This window comes from Mycoplasma testudinis ATCC 43263, assembly GCF_000687795.1.
Lineage (GTDB): Bacteria > Bacillota_I > Bacilli_A > Mycoplasmatales > Mycoplasmoidaceae > Mycoplasmoides > Mycoplasmoides testudinis.
Genome location: NZ_JHXT01000015.1, coordinates 1 through 18,844 on the forward strand (window position 1 = coordinate 1; position 18,844 = coordinate 18,844).

Genomic DNA, 18,844 nt, shown 5'->3' on the forward strand with positions numbered 1-18,844 from the left:
CTAACAGTTTTTTCAATGAAACCATTCCGGCGATTGGAGTTTTCAGAACGCTCGTATTCGCTTCTTCCTAAATGTTCATCCATTTCGGCTTTAAGAAGTGCATTCAGTGGTTCAGAAAATACTTCTGTCATTGATTTAATTAAACTATTGGCACTGCTAGCATCAAAAATATCTGGGTTTCCTAGTACCAATTGGTTAAATTGGTCCATTACTTTTCGATAATTTTCAGATTTAGGTGGTTTTGGAGTTATTTTCTTTGCCATCTTGTTAATCATCCTTAATTAATTATTTGAATTTTAACACGATGCCAATTTAACACACTTATTTCATTACTACCGATAAATGATTACAAAAAGGTTTTGGCGATCAAATTAGCACTAAATCCAGGTTTCAAATTATCTTTTTTTGCTAAGTTATTCAAAACAAAATTAGAAGTCACTTCACAAGAAACTAATTTCATAAATTACTTTAATAATTATTACAGTAGTTTTGATACTAAATGTATTAAATACGTATGCGATATTTTTGCTCATAGCACAGACGTTGAATACCAAATTGCTTTGTATTTTATTCGCAATAATTATGAATCTTTAGACCAACTGATAAACTTGTTACTGAGTGCACAATATGTTAATTTTGGATCAGACGATAAATTTGAAAAAGTATTAAATTTATTTAATGAACAATACAAACCAGAGCACCATTATACTATTGATAAAATTAGCGTTTTAAGTACAAGTGAAAGAAACCTAATTAATGTTTATTTAGCAAATAATTTAACTAAAAAACAGATAATTGATTTTGTTAATTACTACTCCATCGATGAAGCAATCATTAGTCAAACTCTTCAAATTCTTGATTATTTAAAAAATGAAGAGGAAAATTACGACGCCATTTTGAAATCAATCAACAACAAATTTACTTCATCAGCAAGCCTTTCATTTGCCAAGTTGAAATCCCATATTAAAAAAACTTTTAAAAACGCCAATAGTGATTTATTAAAAGAATATAACTATTTGAAAAATCAAGCTAATTTAAAACGACGCAAATCAATTAAAGTGATGTTTGATCAGGCCTTTAATGCTTTAAATGTTTTATTTCCAATGGTTTTAGCAACTCCTGAAGTTGTATCCACTTTATTTAAAATCGATGTCGAACCTTTTGACTATATCGTTTTTGACGAAGCAAGTCAAATGTTCGTTGAACGGGCAATTCCAGCCTTAAACCGTGCCAGCCGGGCAATTGTTGCAGGTGACTCCAAACAATTAAGACCATCTTCATTCTTCGAAAGTCATTATGCTGAATCTGAAACAAGTGATGAAGACGAACGATCACTAGAAGAAATTTCAGCTTTAGAAACAGTAAGCTTATTAGACATTGCCAAAAACAAATATAAAACTAAAATGCTGAAATTCCATTACCGGTCCTACTTTAAAGAATTAATAGAATTTTCAAGTGCAGCTTTTTATAATAACGAACTTTATTTTGCTTCTAAAGTAATTGCTCATGGAAAACCAATTGAAGAAATAAAAGTAGACACTGGATTATGAACAAATAACGGAACAAATGTTGAAGAAGCTAAAAAAGTAGTTGAATTAGTAACCCAATTAATGCAAACAAGAAATAATAACGAAACCATAGGGATTATTACTTTTAACATTAAACAAAAAGAACTTATTGAAAACATGCTTGAAGATGCAAGTAACACAGCTATCATCAAAGAAATGAATCGCACTAATCCGAAAGATGGAAGTGATGAAAGTCTATTTGTGAAAAACATTGAAAACGTTCAAGGTGACGAACGTGATATCGTCATTTTTTCAGTTGGGTACGCCAAAAATGAAGATGGCAAATTATTTATGCGCTTCGGACCAATTAATCAAGCTGGAGGCGAAAACCGTTTAAACGTTGCCATTACACGAGCTAAAAAGAAAATCTACGTTGTAAAATCATTTGATTCAAACGAACTAAAAGTTAGTGAAGATAATCCTGGACCAATGCGCTTTAAACAATACTTACATTTCATTGAATTAGTAAGTGCTAACAAAACCTTAGAAAAACAAGCATTACTAGATTCATTACACAATAGTACAGACGTTTATGGTAACAATTTAAAGAAATTTGATTCTGTATTTGAAAAAGAAGTTTATGCAGCCATAGAAACAATTCTTCCGGATAATTTAATTATCAAAAACCAAGTTCAAGTTGGTAGTTTCTTTATTGATTTGGCAATTTACGATAAAAATAATGACCAGTTCATTTTAGGAATAGAATGTGATGGATTAACTTATCATTCTAAAACTGAAGACGTTCAACGTGATTTTTTCAGGCAACAGTATCTGGAAAGCTGCGGTTGGAAGATTTACCGAATTTTAAGTACTAATTGATTCTTAAATCGTGAATATGAAATGCAAAAGATAAATTTAAAAATTCATAAATTAGTTGATCTAGTATCAAATATGAATAATTCTCCTGTTGTCAATCAACAAAATCAATAACCAGCAAATTCATAATCAAAGCAAACGATTATGTAATTTTTGTAACAATCAAACTATTTTCACATGGCAATAATAACCGCTCTATAAACAGCCCGTTTTAAAGTCATCAATTAATCTAATAGAATAAGTTGTATAATTAATAAGTTATCTAATATATAAGTAATCTATTTGGAAGCTTAATTTAGAACATTTTCCATGGAGAAAAAATGAAAAATAACAATACATCTTTTGAAGAATTAACAACTGAACAATCTAGCAATGTTAATGCGACAATTGATTTCACAAAAGAAGCGGCATTACAAAACAAAAGCAAATGGCAACTATTCTTAGAAGGCTATAAGAATTATTACCACGCTGATTTTGCTTGGCCTAAATATATTAAAGACTGTAAGCTTTACTATGGTGAATTTAACATTCACGACTTTATCAAAACTTATGGCAAAGAATGTGAAGAAGACTTTAAACAGTTTCGTCAACGGATTCTTCAACAAAAAGGAATTAACCGCAGTGCCTCGGGCGATTTCGTTAAAGCTTCAAATCAAAACACTACAGCTGTAGACGATGAATTAATTGAATTAATGACAAATGGCGATAGTTTACGAACACGACTTCTCATTCGCTTTTTATCGCCACAAACTAAATTAGAAAAAAAGAATATGAAACGTTCTTGAAAAAACGCGAAGCGTTCTGGATTAAGTCGCAGCGAATGAATGAAATCATACGTTGGGATTCCGTTCAAATCAGGGAAAAATGATCCTCAAGATGAGAAATACACTCGTGAAGAAGTCTTTCAAATTCTTAAAAAGGCACGGGCACGTTTGGAAAATCCTTCAAGCGAAGCAAAAACAAACACAGTCAAGCCAAGTCTAGTTGCTAGTTTACAACCAGAAAACAATCAGGATTTGAAACAAGAATCTACAGAATTAAGCACAACTGATTTATCTAAAACTAATTACCGTCCAAGCAAACCAATTAGCGGTGACACTACCAAAATGATGCGTGATTATGAAGAATTAAATTCTGATCTTGGATTATCTTCGACATTGTCAGATTTCCAACCATCTAAAACAATTGCTTCGTCAAGTATTCAAAACATCAACAACGAACAAAAAAATGAAACTCCAATAATGCCAAGTGGTTCAATTAATGATGCCATCAATTTTGAAAAGCATGTCGATAACGAAGTTGCTACCATTAAACAAAATCGCGAACTGGTAAATGCAGAATTAAAAAAAGCTAACGAATTAAAACTTGCAGAAGAAAAACGTTATCAAGAACTTCGCAGACAGCGCCAAGCATTAACTGAAAACTTAAAACAAGAAGACATTTTTGATTTAGAAGACGACGACGAACATTTTTAATAAAAATGAATAAAACAATTACTCATATTTTGAAAGGAGGTGATAGTGATGCCAAAAATTGAAGTGAAAGACGGAGACCTTGAAGCTGCTTTAAGAAAATTTAAACGGATTTCAAGCGAAACCAAACGTTCTACAACCCGACACGAATATCACCTTCGTCCTGGATTACGCAAACGAGAAAAACAAAAACTTGCTCGGAAGCGAATGCAAAAAAAACAACACCAATGATAGTATAAAAAGCGCCTTTTACGAAGGTGCTTTTTTTATTAAAATTTGCAATTTTGAGTGAATAAATTTCAATTTAGTAACAATCCAACATAACTTTTTGAACATATTTATGTTTAATAATTACAGACTATATTTTTAACATTTCAGTTTGTTTTTCATTATTTATCTATGATTTTTAAAACAAAATTACCATTTTTTATTATTTCTTGTTAGAATATTTTCATTACACATAGAGGTATAAATTGAACCAGAATTTGTCTTCTGCTCTAGCAGAGTTAGAATCTGATACGGAAAAGGGTCTGACAACTGAACAAGCTAATAAACGCTATAAAACAGTCGGACCCAATAAACTAGAAGCTAAAAAACCAACCACATTATTCATTCGATTTTTAAAACAATTTAAAGATCCAATGATAATTTTGTTATTGATTGCAGCATTAATATCATTATTAATTGCTTTCGTACCACAATTTCATACGGATACTCAAGCCACAGCAACCGAAATGATTGTGGAACGAGTTGAACCATTTATTATTTTTCTAATAGTCTTTGTAAACGCCTTTTTTGGTGCATTTCAAGAAGCTAAATCTGAAAAAGCCGTCCAAGCTTTAAATAAAATGATTGTCATGAAAGCTAAAGTCCAACGTAATGACGACTTTGATATCATTGATTCAGAGAAACTTGTTCCTGGAGACGTAATGTTTTTGGATGCGGGTGACTCCATTGCAGCCGACGGAATCATTATCGAAGCAAGTTCGCTATTTTGTTTAGAAGCAGTTTTAACTGGAGAATCAATTCCGGTAGAAAAATCTGAACATTTTGTTTCAGATGACAAAACAATAACATCAGAACGACGGAATTATGTTTACTCAGGAACTACTGTAACAAATGGCCGGGCCAAAATTCTTGTAACGAAAACAGGAATGAATACCGAAATTGGAAAAATCGCAAAACTACTTGGGAACGATAAAAAACAAGTTAGCGGGATTGAAAGAAGAATTGGAAAACTTAGTCGCTTCTTAGGAATTGCTGCTGGATTATTATTAGTTATAGTTTTCTTAATTTATGTTTTTTATGTCAATCAAGTCGACGAAATTCAAAATACTTGGTCAAACGCTTTTAAGATTGGAATTTCCATCGCGATTGCTGTAATTCCTGAAGGTCTATATGCGATTATGACCGTAGTATTTGCTCTTGGGATTAAGCGGATGATTAAACATAATGCACTAATTAAAAAGATGAATTCAGTCGAAACACTAGGTGGGGTTTCTGTAATTTGCAGTGATAAAACGGGAACATTAACCCAAAACAAAATGCAAGTCACTAAATGGTTCGATGGTATCAATAGCCTAAATGAATTTAAAGGTGAAGAACAATTAAAAATTATTGCATCAGCAATGTTGTGTTCAGACGTTAAAGATGATGATGGTGTATTAGTTGGAGATCCAACAGAATTAGCATTAGTCAATGCTGGTGTTGCTTCGGGGATTCCGTTTGAACAACTGCAAGAAAAACACGAACGGATTGAAGAAATTCCTTTTGACTCTGATCGAAAGTTAATGACTACAATCCATCCTTGAAATGATGGTTATTTAGTAATTGTTAAGGGTGCTCCAGCCAGTATTTTTCCAATTGCTAATAATCAAAATTTAACTGCCTTTCAAAAAGAAACTACATCGATGTCTGAAGAAGGTTTAAGGGTTTTAGCCATTGGGACTAAATTTTTAAAAACACTTCCTGCTGAGATAAACCACCAGACAATCGAAAACAATATTGAATTAAAGGCTGTATTTGCTATCGTTGACCCACCTCGAAATGAAGCAAAACAAGCAATTCAATTATGTAAAAAAGCCCATATTCGTCCGGTTATGATTACGGGTGATCACGCTTTAACAGCGACTACAATCGCAAGTCAATTAGGGATTCTAGAAAATAATCAAAAAGTTATTACAGGTGAACAATTAAAAGCTTTATCAGATGAACAATTCAAATCAGAAGTCGAAAATATTTCAGTTTATGCTCGGGTAACACCTGATGACAAAATTCGGGTTGTTAAAGCTTTACAAGATAATGGCGAAGTAGTCGCAATGACAGGAGACGGAGTTAACGATGCTCCGGCTTTAAAAGCAGCAGATGTTGGTGTGGCGATGGGGATTACCGGAACAGAAGTCGCAAAAAACGCTGCCGATATGGTTTTAACTGACGATAATTTTGCCACAATTGTTGAAGCTGTACGTGAGGGTCGAGGAATCATTGATAACCTTAAACGAATCATGTTAACACTATTCACGACAAACATGGTTGGTGTAATTACCTTAGTATTAGGGATGTTTATCTTTCACTTTAGTCCATTCACTGCGATTCAAATCTTATGAATCAATTTAGTTACTGAAAGTCTGCCAGCGATTGCTTTAGGGATGAAAAAACCACGCCGTAACATTATGGAAACTGCACCGACAGTTAATGTGAACTTAGTTGACTGGCGAATGTTTGTGAAAATTGTCCTTCAAGGCTTTTTATTTTCAGCATTAGCATTAATAATGTTTTATTTGGGAAGTAGTTCGTTTGTAAATTTCGACTATTATAAAATGCTAGATTTATTTACCCAATTTGAACATACTACCGGAGGCGATCGGGCCTTTATTTTTAATATGCAATCATCAGGTTCAGCAGCCGCTTTCATTGTTGTGGCAGTAACCCAATCAATCAATGCATTTAATACTTTTAGCCGTTACACTATTATTAAATATCATTATCGTGATATTAAGTATGTTTTATTTGCGAGCTTGGGTGCTTTATCATTGATCCTTTTTGTTGTTTTGATTCCAACAGTAAATGAAATATTTAACTCTGATGTTTATGTTTATTTTCAAAATCCCGACCCTTACCAATTAAACCAATTACAACCTTTCTTTAATAATCAAACTTCCATAATCGTTCCAAATTATAGTTATTTATTCGCTATTGCTTTCTTTATTAGTTTTGTCCCAACAATGATTTTTGAAGCCATTAAGGCAATTAATAATTCACGAAAATTTAATCATTTTAAAACTAAGAGCTCGTGATTACAAAAACTCATGCCAACAACATAAAAAACTGAAATTAAAAACCTATAGGTATTTTTTGCGTTATTCAAATTATTGTTAATCAATTTTCGCTTATAAATCATTAAATCCACAAAAACATAAAAATAAGCAAGCATTAAATAAACAACTAAAGCTGCTAATAAAAATCAGAAATAAATTAATTGGACTAATAAGCCAAATTCTATGTTTTCACGAATTGTTGCAAATCCCGTGGCGATTTGTAATGCCAAAGACCAAACCGAAAGAATAATGCGAATATTGAACGAACCCAACGGGTAAATTTGTTTTTCGCTTTAATTTTGTTATATCGTTCTTTATTTTTAGTAAATTGACCCGTTAGGGTTGAAATGATTAAACACAAAAAATAAAGTATGCCATGATAAACTAAACATTGAGCAAACAAATGATGCATTAAATGCTACGGGATTGATTGTTGGATCTGATGTCAAATCACTTGGTAAAATTGTAAAAAAGGTTCCCAATAAAATACTTGAGCCAACTGAAAACGGTAAGATTATATCTTCCTTTCTTTTCAAATTAAAGATATAAAAATGTCTTTTAAATAATTCATAAAGTCAAATAGCACTTAATACAACAATAGCAACTCCCATCAACGATGAAAAAGACGAAATGGTTATTAACAGTGGAGTGTGACGCATAATTTTTCCTTATCCAAATATTTTGTAAACTTCATATCAACATAAATGAAAATATTTCTAAGTCACTACGATTCTAATAAATTTCAGGATATAAATAATAGATATTTACGAAAATTTACATTAAATAAACTTAATGCGTAATAGTAAAAAATACCAGCAAAAAGAATCACTATCTAAAAAATTTTTAAAATATTTTTCTTAATTTTTTCCTTTTTTAGACATTTATATTAAAGGGGGAGAAAAATGCAAATAGTTTTACAAGAAACAGAAAATGAATGTGGCGCATGTGTTGTGACGATGCTGGCTCAAGAATTGCACGATATTGATATTTCCCGAAGCGATGTATTGACTAAGGCACAAATTTCAAGTTCTGGAATGAACTTAGAAAATTTAGAAAGTTTAGCTAGCGAGTTCGGAATTGAATTAGAAACCTACGAATGCACGTATCAAGAATTTAAAGAACTGAACCAAGCCAAGTATTATGTTGTTATGGTTCGAAAACTAAATGGATTACATTTTGTAATTGTTCAAAAATTCAACAATCATTTAATTGTTTATGATAGCGCAAAAGGCAAATACAAGATTTCTTATCGGGATTTTCAAAACAGTTTCGCCAACGTTATTTGCTGTGTTGGGACCAAAAAGTTAGAATGAAATTCAAATGAAATTAAAAATCAAATCAAAATGTTTTCTTTTACAAATTGAAAAACATTAATTTGAAGTTTTATTTTGGAAATAGTGGCAATTGGTTTCGGAATAGGAGTAGCTCAATTATTTAAAGTACTCGTAAAAGATACAATCGGTTATGGAACAACTTTCAATCTTTTGATCATTATCGTTCCGTTTTCTATCATGAAAGTTATCGAAATTTTATCTCAAGAAATAGTTCAATGAATTCAAGCTAGAAAAATTCAAAGTGTCTATCAAAAATTTTGAAAATCTTTATTACAAATTATGTTTAATCGTGACTTTCATTTTTATAAAACAAAACCTGCCGGAAATGTCTTTGAAATAGATAACCATTTACAAAATGTCTGCAATTTATATTTAAGCCAAATTACCAGGTTGATAGCAGCGATATTAATGTTGGCAATAACTACTGGAATTTTAGCCAGTTTAAATACATGATTTATTGTTTTAAGTTTCGCTCAAATTATTATCAATACAACAATAATTGGAATCAATTTTTGGTGACAAAAAAACAAGATTATAAAAACAATTATTTTGACTGAGAAGCATCATCAAAATTTAACCGATTTAGAAAATACATTAACTTACGAAAGTGACTGAATTCATTATCAAACTGTAAGTGAACAAATTCAAAAAAATCTGAGTCATATGGCAGCAAATAATAAGATTAATTTTATGGGTCAATCACTTTTTAATGGAATGGGACATTTCTTTCAGTATATATTTCAAGCTGCTGCATTGTGAGTTGGTGTTTATTTAATTGTTAATCAACAGCAAATAAATTTAGCTGATTTAGTTTATGCAGTTAGTTTACAAGCATTATTTAGTAGTTACACAGACAATATTATTACTTTCGGATTACAACTGAATTCATTTTTTAATTCCAAGAAAAAACTTAACTTATTTTTAAATTTTCAGGCAGCAGAAAATCATAATAAAATTCAAAAAATTCCTTTTCAAATAAACACTATTTCTTTTCGGAACGTTAGCTTTTTAGATGGACCTAAAACAGTTTTCAAAAACTGAAGTTCCCAATTAACAAATTTGACAGTCTTAACGGGACAAAATGCTTCTGGAAAATCAACCTTATTAAAATCATTAACTAATAAGGTCAAATTAAACGAAGGAACAATCGCAATTAACGGAATTGCTTTGAATGAATTTAGTTCTCAATGATTAAACACAAATGTAATTTATTTAGATGGAACTAAAAAAATTAATGGTTGACTAGTTCATCAAAACGCACTCGAGAATTTAAAAAAAGCTAATCTTCCAAGTTTAATGAAACTGTTAAACAATTTTGAATGATTTACTACTGACCCAATGTTCTATAGTACAGGACAATTACAATTAACCAGATTATTAAGTTTGTTGCATTTGGAAAACAAAATTATTTTATTGGACGAAATAACTAATGGAATCAATGAATTTATAAAAAAGGATGTATTTGAGCAAATTATTAAAACGTTATCATCAAAAAATTTTGTAATTCTAATTGATCACGATCCAAACGTTATTAAATTAGCTAGTAATGAAGTAAAGGTAGTTAATCATGAAATTTAAAATCATTGGTTTATTAAGTGTCTTAGCATTTTTAATATTAACGTTAATTGTGATTGCATTCACGGTTAAAATACAAGAACATGTTCCGGCACAATTACATGTCTTAAAAGATCAAACTTATTTAGTTTTTAATGCGCAACAAGACGAACAAAAAATTAAAAACAAAAAAAGTTTGCAATTATATGAAAACAAAACAAAAAAAAGAACAACTTATTTTCGGACGAATTTTAATCCTTTAGATTTTATCCCAAGCGTTTCGGTCCAAAACGTTGAACATCCTTATTCTGAAGGAATTTATTTTGTTTCTGTTTTCGTAAAAACCGAAACATTTGCCAAACATTATTTAGGGATTTAAAAGCTTAATAAATGGTTTTTGTTTAAAAACATACACTATTTAAAAAGCATTCATTAGGTTTGCTATAATATACCTTAGTATATTATGTTAATCCAAACTAGCCAAACCATTCCAAAACAAAATAAAAACAATGAAATTGATTTTTTGCGACTTTTTAAAATCGTAAATGAACAAGTTAGTTTAGCATTCGAAATAAAGATTGATTTGTTTTATGAAATAAGTTTTATCAGTGAAGCAAGCAGTCAAAAATTTAATAACAAATATCGAAAAAAAGATTATGTAGCAGACGTGATATCTATTCCATTGTGAGAAAATCAAGCATTTGTTACTCCGCTACTTGGTGAAATTTACATGTGTCTACCAAAAATAAAAAAGCAAGCCAAAAAGTATGGGGTCAGTTATTTAAGTGAAATAGCAAGAATGTTAATTCATGGAATTCTTCACTTATTAGAATTCGACCATGAACAGTCAGTAACGCTTGAATACGTGACTTTAAAAATTCAAGACAAAATACATAAAAAGGTTCTTAAACAGTATTAATCAATATGGAAACAAGAAAAAATCGTGAATCAATCTGAAAAAAAATACGCTACAAATTTAGTCATGCTTTTAGCGGCTTTTTTTTCGCTTTAAAAGAAGAAGTATCACTTGTAATTCATGTCATTATTGCTTTAATAGTTTTAATCATTTCAGCAATTTTACACAATCAAATGTCTTACATCGATTGAGCAATCATCGTTTTGGTAATTGGTTTTGTAATTTCGATGGAATTACTCAATACAGCGATTGAAAACCTAGTCGATACTGTTTCCTTTAAATTTAACATTAACGCCAAAAAAATAAAAGATATCTCAGCAGCAGCTACACTAATATTAGCTATTGTGGCAATCATCGTCGGTTTACTGATTCTAGTTCCAAAAATTGTCATTTTCTTTTCGTAGGTGCTTTATGAATTTAATTAATATCAGTATTTTAGGAAGTCCTAACGTTGGTAAATCCACGCTAATTAATAAATTGCTTAAAAACAAAGTTTCAATTGTTTCAAATTTGCCACAAACAACTAGAGTTGCAACAAACTTTTATTTAAATTATGAAAATTTTGCTTTAAAAATCTGAGATACCCCCGGAATTCATAAACCAATTAACAAGTTGGATTTATTCTTAAATAGTGAAGTCTACCATTCATTTAAACAGGCTGATCTAGTTATTTTGATCGTTAACTGTTTACAAAATGTTTCACCCGAGTTACAACAATTGATTGATCAAATAAACACCAATAAAAACTTAAAAACCATTTTAATTTACAGTAAGATTGACTTATTGCAAGATACTAAAACCTTTGAAACTTTAAAAAATTCAATTGACACTATAATCCATCCTGATCAAGTATTACAAATGAATTTTTTAAATGATGACATTACTATTATTCTAAAAGCAATTAGTAATCTTTTCAAGGACAACATAACAGAATTAGAAGAAGTTTCTCAGGATGATTTAGTCGAACAAGAACAAAACGACGACAATTTCAAAATCAGTGAAATTATTCGCGAGCAAATTTTAAAGCACACTTATCAAGAAGTTCCTCATTCAGTAGCTGTTACCATAGAACACAAAGAATATGATCAAGTCAAAAATCTATTTCATGTCAACGCAAATATTGTGGTCGAAAAAGAAGGTCAAAAAGCAATTATCATTGGTAAAGGCGGACTCAAAATTAAACAGATTGGTGTTCACGCAAGGCAAGAGTTATTAAATCTTTTTGACTGCAAAATCAATTTGAAACTATTTTGTAAAGTTCAAAAAGATTGAAGAAACAATGACTATTTAATTAAAAGTTTAGGGTATAAAAAATGGCGCTAACAATTACAAACGGATACGTTATTAATTTAACTGATTATTTAGTTTTTGATCAAATTGTTAATTTCTTAACCCAAAGTGGAAATAAGATCGCGCTTTTGGCCAAAGGAACAAAAAAAATAGCTTCCAAAAACGCAAGAAATTTAACAATCGGAAATTTTAATGAAATAGAATATTTCAAAGCACGACAAAAAGAAAAAATCGGACGTTTGAAAAAAACGGTGATAATTCATCAAATTCCTTGAGAATTCCACGAATATCATTCTTTTAATCTAATTAATGAATACGCTAATAAAGTTTTATATTCTTCTAAACAGGTTTTTGCTTTATACGAATCAACAATTAATTTACTCATAAACAAAAAAACAAAAGACTGGCTAATTACAGCAACGATTTTAGTCCAACTATTAAAAATAAATGGAATCAATTTCAACTATGAAAAATGCCAAGATTGTCGCGTAAACGAAACTTATGTAATCGATAAAAATATGCTATGAGGTTATTGTCAGAATTGCTATATCCATCAGCCAACAAGTGCATATTGGATTAATCCGGTGGTTTTAAAAATGCTTAATCATTTATCCAATAAACAATATCCTAAACCAATTTATGTTATTAATAGTGAAATTCTTTTTTTACAATTTTTGAAATTCCTAGTCGAGAAGAATCTTGGAATTACGCTTAATAGTCTTAAACGTTTTGAATGAAATCAAGAAATCAACCAGGCATCTGAATCCACCAACTTTATGAAAATTATTAATTCTTACAGAAAGTAAATACTATGAAAAACACCCAAGAAACAATTGTTAATTATTTAAAAAATTATGGCTTCATTTATCCGTCCAGTGAAATTTATAACGGATTAGCTAATGCCTGAGATTATGGACCATTAGGATCACTACTAAAGAATAATTTAAAGCAAGCATTATTAAAACACTTTGTCTTTACTAAAGCCAACATGGTCTTAGTTGATACTTCAATTATTTTAAATGCCAATGTTTGAAAAGCTTCGGGACATTTAGACAATTTTTCAGATCCATTAATCGACTGTAAAAAATGCCAAAGTCGATATCGAGTTGATAAATTATTAAACGAAAAATTGAACGTCAATACAGCTGAAAATACAAGTCTAAACGAATTTGAAGAAATTATTGCTAAAAATCGCATCTTGTGTCCAACTTGTAATAGTTTTGACTGAACAAATGTTCGTCAGTTCAATTTAATGTTTAAAACTTACCAAGGAGTTACAGAAAACCAATTAAACACATTGTATTTACGACCGGAAACAGCACAAGGAATTTTCATTAACTTCAAGAATATTGTTCGCTCGCAAAGAATGAAAATTCCTTTCGGCGTGGCCCAAATAGGAAAAGCGTTTCGGAATGAAATTACACCCGGGAATTTCATTTTTAGAACAAGGGAGTTCGAGCAAATGGAAATTGAATTTTTTGTCCAAGAAAAAGATGCAGCCAATTATTTTGAATATTTCAAAAAAGAAATTGACGGTTTTTTAACAGAAGTTTTAAAAATTAAACCAGAAAACAAACAAGTATATGAACACCCGCGAGAAGAATTATCACATTATTCAAAAAGAACAATAGATTATCAATTTAATTTTCCTCATGGATTTAGCGAATTATGAGGATTAGCCAATAGAAGCAATTATGACCTAGGCGTACACCAAAATTTCTCCACTAAAAAATTAACTTACTTAGATCCCCAAACAAACGAAGAATACCTACCTTATGTAATTGAACCTTCTGTTGGAATCGAAAGACTATTTTATGCATTAATTTGTAATGCATATGAAGTTCAAAAAATCGATGAAAATGACTCCCGTGAGATTCTTAGAATTCCCCACCAAGTAGCGCCTTATCAAATTGCTGTATTCCCACTAGTAAATAAATTAAATCAAAAAGCTAAGGAGGTTTATGAAGACCTTTTAAAACAAAATTATCGCATTATATTTGACAGCAGCGGTAGCATTGGCAAACGCTACCGCCGAATGGATGCAATCGGAACACCATATTGCATTACCATTGACTTTGAAACAATTGAAAAACAAACAGTCACTATTAGAGATCGTGACTCAATGCAGCAAATCAAAATCCAGTTAAAAGATTTAAATAAAATCTTAGAAGAAAAATTAAAATAAAAACACTATGACGAGTAATAAAAATTTAGACATCTTTAACACCATTAAAGAACAGACCGATATCGTTAATGTTATCGGACAATTTTTAACGCTCGAAAAAAAAGGCAATAATTACTGGGCGTTGTGTCCTTTTCATAAAGACGATCATGCTTCTCTTTCAGTATCACCCAAAAAACAATTATTTAATTGTTTTTCTTGTAATACCAAAGGGGATGTTTTTAAATTTGTTAAAGAATACAAATCTTTGTCATTTTTACAAGCTGTTCAAGAAGTGGCTGAAATCTGTAATGTTGATCAATCACTCATAGGACAATTAAAATCATCTTCGCAAATAAGTGAAAAATATCAAAAATACTATCAAATTAACGAATTGGCTTTAAAGTTTTTTAAAATAAATTTATGAAATAAAAAAGAACAAAACGCCCATAATTATCTATTATCAAGAAATCTTTCTAGCGAATTAACTGATTACTTTGAAATCGGCTATGCAGCAACAGCAAAAGATGGTTTAATCAATGCGTTAACAGATTTACAAACGCAGCAAAAAATTACTGCTGCCGAATTAAAGTTTATTGGTTTAACAAAACCAGACGATGATTCAAATGATTTTTTTAATAACCGGATAATTTTTCCAATTCGTGATCATCGGGGAAACCTGGTAGCATTTTCTGGTCGGTCAATAAACGATGTTAATCAACCCAAATACTTAAACACGTTAACGACTCCAATTTTTCAAAAAGAAATGGTTCTATATAATTTTTTTCATGTTAGTAATATCGATCAAATTAACAAGCTTTATATTTGTGAAGGTTATATGGATGTAATTGCTTTGCATCGAATTGGAATTAAAAACGCTGTTGCTTTGATGGGTTTAAATTTAAGCAATTATCACATTAATGCAATTAAGAATCTTAAGTCTTTAAAAGAAATCATTCTTTGTTTAGACAACGATCAAGCGGGTCGCAGTGGGATGATTAATGTAGCTAAACATTTAATAGCAAATAATCTTTCTGTTAAATTAGTTAATCCCTACGATGACAAAATAAAAGATATCGACGAGTTAGTTACTAAATATCCTCAGCAAGAAGTTGAAAACATCTTATCTAATACTTCAGACTACTTTGGGTTTTTAATCAAGGTTTGAACACATCAAAATCAAGATCCAAACCCTAATCAAGTTTTGACAATTACAAATATGGTGCTTGAAGAAATAAAAAAATACGCGGATCCTTTAATACAAAATTCATATGTTAAAAATGCTGCAAAACAATTAAATTTGGATGAGACCGAATTACTAGACAAATTTAAAAAAATAACTTTCCAGCATACACCAAATGAATCCAAAGACAATATTCAAGAACAACCGTATATTAAACTTCCAATTAATAAAGACAATTTTAAAGAAGTAGATAATAAAAAAATTACTCGCTCGTTAAAGGATACTGAAAACCAAATATTTAATGATGAAATTAATTTAATAATTACCTTTTTCTTTTTCAAAAAAGCAATTAACGATTTTGAAAACTTTTCTCAATTTAGTTTTCAAAATGATTTTTTAAAAAAATTACTAATCAAGATAAAGGTTTTCTATTTAGATAATGATGCTATGAAATGAGAAGATATGGATCAAATGATAGATGCCATCGAATCAAAAAAACCTGTAAATAAAGATTTTTATAAAGACGTTCTTAATAAAGAAATTTGAAAATTTCAATTACATGAGCCCCAAAACTACGAACAAAAAGAAATGTATCGCTTGCTATACAGTTTAATGGTTAATACCAATACCCTAAGTTTTTTAAGATTAACCAGTCAGCAAGAAATGCAACAAGACAGCACTAACCTAAAACAATACAAGGATTATTTAAGAAACTACACCGAAACAAAAAAATACATAGATCGTTTGTTTGAAAAATACAATTATCATTTTTTGAATGAATCAGCAAAAAAACGATAGTGAATTCATCATGAAAACAGAATTTAATCGAATTTATAATTTAGTAGCAAATGGTCCAGAAAAACTTATTCCCAATTTAAAAAAATACGATGACAAAAAATCAATTTGAATTGGAATAGATGGAGGGAATAAAATTTTACATGATAGTAACATTATTCCACAAATTGCTTTTGGTGACTTTGATTCAGTAACAACCAAACAACTGCAATTAATGAGATCTAATATTTCACAAATCTATCAATTTCCTCCTGAAAAAGATGAAACGGATTTCCAAATTACATTAAATTACTTGCTCGATAAAAAACCAAAATTAATTCGGATTTTTGGTTGAAGCGGTGGACGAATAGACCAATATTTGTCAATTATTGATTCTTTAGCAAATACTAAATATAACGTTTTGGTACCAAAAATGGAATTAATCGACAAACAAAATTATGTACAAATATTTCTTCCGGGAACGCATAAAATAAAAAGAAATAAAACAATGAAATATGTGGCTTTTATTCCGTTAATTAAAACCACAAATTTAACAATAAAAGATTTTAAATATACAACTGATAAATGATCGTTCGAACGAATGATTTCTTTATCTAGTAACGAATTTATTAAATCAACAGGAACTTTCGCTTTTGATAGTGGACTTATTTTAGTTGCTCAAAGTAAAGATTAAAAAAACCCACAATCTCATTGTGGGTTTGTTGTGATTATAAATATGGTGGCCTCGGGCAGAATTGAACTGCCGACACACGGTTCTTCAGACCGTTGCTCTACCGACTGAGCTACAAGGCCATAATGGCGGTTCTGACGGGAATCCAACCCGCGACTCCTCCGTGACAGGGAGACATGTTAGCATTACACTACAGAACCATGGTTGCGGGAGATGGATTTGAACCACCGACCTTCAGATTATGAGCCTGACGAGCTAACCAAACTGCTCTATCCCGCGATGTCTTGAAAGGATCTTACCTTCACTTTCAAGGATTTAATTTTAATGGCGGAGGCTGAGGGATTCGAACCCCCGCGTACTGTTAAGCACCTCTCGGTTTTCAAGACCGAACCCTTCAGCCACTTGGGTAAGCCTCCACATACGGTAGAAAACTTAGTTCTACGCGTTAATAGGTAAGTTAATTTAAGATTAAATGGTGGATCTAACAGGACTCGAACCTGTAACAGACCGATTATGAGTCGGGGGCTCTAACCATTGAGCTATAGATCCTAATCTGGTGGCTGGGGTGAGATTCGAACTCACGACAACTCGGGTATGAACCGAGCCCTCTAACCAACTGAGGTACCCAGCCACAATGGTCGGGAAGACAGGATTTGAACCTGCGACCCCTTGGTCCCAAACCAAGTGCTCTACCAAGCTAAGCTACTTCCCGAAACCTTGTGGATGACTCATCGCAACAAGTCATTAATAATGGCGCACTGCTTAGGAATTGAACCCAAGAATGATGAAATCCATCCAGTGCTTATGGAGGTGCCTGTCAGAATCGAACTGACGTATAAGAAGGTTGCAGCTTCTTGCCTTACCGCTTGGCTAAGGCACCATAAAGACTTAATAAATATTCAATGAAAACTCATTGAACACCTAAACCGCCTTTAAAATTATACACTATAACTTAGAAAATTAACAATCCGATAAAACTTTTTTTCAAAAATTCGTTCATTTAAATTGATTTAAGACATTCGTTTACGTAACTTTATCAATTGCAAATTAGTTAATCGATTAATTGAATTATATCAATATATTCAATTGAATTTATTATAATAAACTTTTGTTATGAGTCGTTTTGAAAAACATCGCGCAATTCGCGAACAAATGAATAATGAATTTCAAATCAAGAAAGCGTTGCAACACGTTTCTGATTTGGTAGCGTCTTATCATGACAAAATCAACAACATCCATCCTAAAATTTTATTAAGTTTAAAACCAATTGATATTAAATTGATGGATTTGCTCACAATTGACACAAGCAACAAGGATAGTTTTAACCAAATTCAACAATTTATTAATGAATTTAATTTTTCTGAATTAACCGAAATGCAAGATCAAGCCGAATTATTATTATCCCAATCAAAATCAAACGAACGAGGTAATTTAGAATTTGAGCAAGGGTGACTTGATCAAGATGCAGGGGCAGTAGTTATCAACCAATGTAACTTAATGTTTAATGCAGCCCAAAAACAAAATATAAACTTTGATAAAACATCTTATCAGGATTTGATTAAATTCAAAAAAATTGTTCATTTATCAAAAAACAATCGAAACCATATTACCCAGTTATATCCACCAAAAGAAGTTGAAATCAAGCGTGGCCATTCAACATATAAACTTTTCTTGACTTGTTTATTTGCTTTAATTGTGATTGGTCTTGCAGCTATTGTTATCACAATCGTTTCACTGGTTCTTTAAAATTAAAAAAATACAAAAAAAA

The 18,844-nt window shown here is 30.8% G+C and carries 16 protein-coding genes and 8 tRNA genes; 14 read left to right on the plus strand and 10 right to left on the minus strand.

What is annotated here, in order from left to right; genetic code table 4:
- Positions 1–263: transposase (locus tag T384_RS06490; protein ID WP_036499155.1), on the minus strand; the 263-nt coding region annotated here is incomplete at its 3' end.
- Between the two features lie 96 nt (positions 264–359).
- Here T384_RS06490 and T384_RS06495 point away from each other — a divergent pair.
- The 4 genes from T384_RS06495 (at position 360) to T384_RS06505 (ending at position 7,179) form a co-directional block, all read left to right on the plus strand.
- On the plus strand, positions 360–2,498 hold the full coding sequence (locus T384_RS06495) for an AAA domain-containing protein (RefSeq protein ID WP_027119940.1): 2,139 nt from the start codon (positions 360–362) through the stop codon (positions 2,496–2,498).
- Positions 2,499–2,704: 206 nt separating this feature from the next.
- A complete protein-coding gene (locus T384_RS07015) occupies positions 2,705–3,859 on the plus strand; it encodes a DUF5454 family protein (protein WP_052663526.1) in 1,155 nt (384 codons plus the stop codon).
- A gap of 48 nt (positions 3,860–3,907) precedes the next feature.
- The gene (rpsU, locus tag T384_RS0104000; protein ID WP_027119941.1) at positions 3,908–4,090 is read left to right on the plus strand and encodes a 30S ribosomal protein S21; all 183 of its coding nucleotides are present in this window, start codon (positions 3,908–3,910) and stop codon (positions 4,088–4,090) included.
- A 239-nt stretch (positions 4,091–4,329) separates the two neighbouring features.
- Positions 4,330–7,179, plus strand: a complete 2,850-nt coding sequence (locus T384_RS06505) for a cation-translocating P-type ATPase (protein ID WP_036499157.1) — start codon at positions 4,330–4,332, stop codon at positions 7,177–7,179.
- Positions 7,180–7,493: 314 nt separating this feature from the next.
- On the opposite strand, the gene T384_RS0104010 is transcribed toward T384_RS06505, so the two are convergent.
- Positions 7,494–7,832 carry a hypothetical protein gene (locus T384_RS0104010; protein ID WP_027119942.1) on the minus strand — a complete coding sequence of 113 codons (339 nt, stop codon included), beginning with the start codon at positions 7,830–7,832 and terminating at the stop codon, positions 7,494–7,496.
- A gap of 243 nt (positions 7,833–8,075) precedes the next feature.
- Between T384_RS0104010 and T384_RS0104015 the strand changes: the two genes are divergently transcribed.
- The 9 genes from T384_RS0104015 (at position 8,076) to T384_RS0104055 (ending at position 17,079) form a co-directional block, all read left to right on the plus strand.
- On the plus strand, positions 8,076–10,085 hold the full coding sequence (locus T384_RS0104015; RefSeq protein ID WP_027119943.1) for a cysteine peptidase family C39 domain-containing protein: 2,010 nt from the start codon (positions 8,076–8,078) through the stop codon (positions 10,083–10,085).
- Positions 10,075–10,440, plus strand: a complete 366-nt coding sequence (locus T384_RS0104020) for a hypothetical protein (RefSeq protein ID WP_027119944.1) — start codon at positions 10,075–10,077, stop codon at positions 10,438–10,440. Before T384_RS0104015 ends, T384_RS0104020 begins: the two co-directional genes overlap by 11 nt.
- An 84-nt stretch (positions 10,441–10,524) precedes the next feature.
- Positions 10,525–10,980 (plus strand): rRNA maturation RNase YbeY, encoded by a 456-nt coding sequence (gene ybeY, locus T384_RS06510; protein WP_052663529.1) that lies wholly within the window; start codon positions 10,525–10,527, stop codon positions 10,978–10,980.
- A 5-nt stretch (positions 10,981–10,985) separates the two neighbouring features.
- Positions 10,986–11,381, plus strand: coding sequence for a diacylglycerol kinase family protein (locus T384_RS0104030; protein WP_036499159.1), 396 nt, complete (start codon positions 10,986–10,988; stop codon positions 11,379–11,381).
- Between the two features lie 7 nt (positions 11,382–11,388).
- Complete coding sequence (era, locus tag T384_RS0104035) at positions 11,389–12,300, plus strand: GTPase Era (protein ID WP_027119947.1); 912 nt, start codon at positions 11,389–11,391, stop codon at positions 12,298–12,300.
- Positions 12,291–13,073, plus strand: a complete 783-nt coding sequence (gene recO / locus T384_RS0104040) for a DNA repair protein RecO (protein WP_027119948.1) — start codon at positions 12,291–12,293, stop codon at positions 13,071–13,073. Before era ends, recO begins: the two co-directional genes overlap by 10 nt.
- Positions 13,074–13,078: 5 nt before the next feature.
- Entirely contained in the window at positions 13,079–14,452 is a 1,374-nt protein-coding gene (locus tag T384_RS0104045) for a glycine--tRNA ligase (protein ID WP_027119949.1), read from the plus strand.
- A gap of 7 nt (positions 14,453–14,459) precedes the next feature.
- The gene (gene dnaG, locus T384_RS07020) at positions 14,460–16,409 is read left to right on the plus strand and encodes a DNA primase (RefSeq protein ID WP_052663531.1); all 1,950 of its coding nucleotides are present in this window, start codon (positions 14,460–14,462) and stop codon (positions 16,407–16,409) included.
- A complete protein-coding gene (locus T384_RS0104055; protein WP_156933133.1) occupies positions 16,387–17,079 on the plus strand; it encodes a thiamine diphosphokinase in 693 nt (230 codons plus the stop codon). Before dnaG ends, T384_RS0104055 begins: the two co-directional genes overlap by 23 nt.
- A 43-nt stretch (positions 17,080–17,122) precedes the next feature.
- Here the strand turns inward: T384_RS0104055 and T384_RS0104060 are convergent.
- The 8 genes from T384_RS0104060 to T384_RS0104095 all read right to left on the minus strand — a co-directional run bounded on the left by T384_RS0104060 (position 17,123) and on the right by T384_RS0104095 (position 17,956).
- Positions 17,123–17,198, minus strand: a tRNA-Phe gene (locus T384_RS0104060).
- 4 nt (positions 17,199–17,202) lie between these two features.
- Positions 17,203–17,276, minus strand: a tRNA-Asp gene (locus T384_RS0104065).
- A 1-nt stretch (position 17,277) separates the two neighbouring features.
- Positions 17,278–17,355 (minus strand) — tRNA-Met (locus T384_RS0104070).
- Positions 17,356–17,401: 46 nt separating this feature from the next.
- Positions 17,402–17,492: transfer RNA gene (locus T384_RS0104075), tRNA-Ser, on the minus strand.
- Positions 17,493–17,549: 57 nt separating this feature from the next.
- Positions 17,550–17,625: transfer RNA gene (locus T384_RS0104080), tRNA-Ile, on the minus strand.
- 5 nt (positions 17,626–17,630) lie between these two features.
- Positions 17,631–17,707: transfer RNA gene (locus T384_RS0104085), tRNA-Met, on the minus strand.
- 4 nt (positions 17,708–17,711) lie between these two features.
- Positions 17,712–17,788: transfer RNA gene (locus tag T384_RS0104090), tRNA-Pro, on the minus strand.
- Between the two features lie 93 nt (positions 17,789–17,881).
- Positions 17,882–17,956, minus strand: a tRNA-Cys gene (locus T384_RS0104095).
- 233 nt (positions 17,957–18,189) lie between these two features.
- Here T384_RS0104095 and T384_RS0104100 point away from each other — a divergent pair.
- A complete protein-coding gene (locus T384_RS0104100) occupies positions 18,190–18,822 on the plus strand; it encodes a hypothetical protein (RefSeq protein WP_027119951.1) in 633 nt (210 codons plus the stop codon).
- The last annotated feature ends 22 nt before the right edge of the window (positions 18,823–18,844 follow it).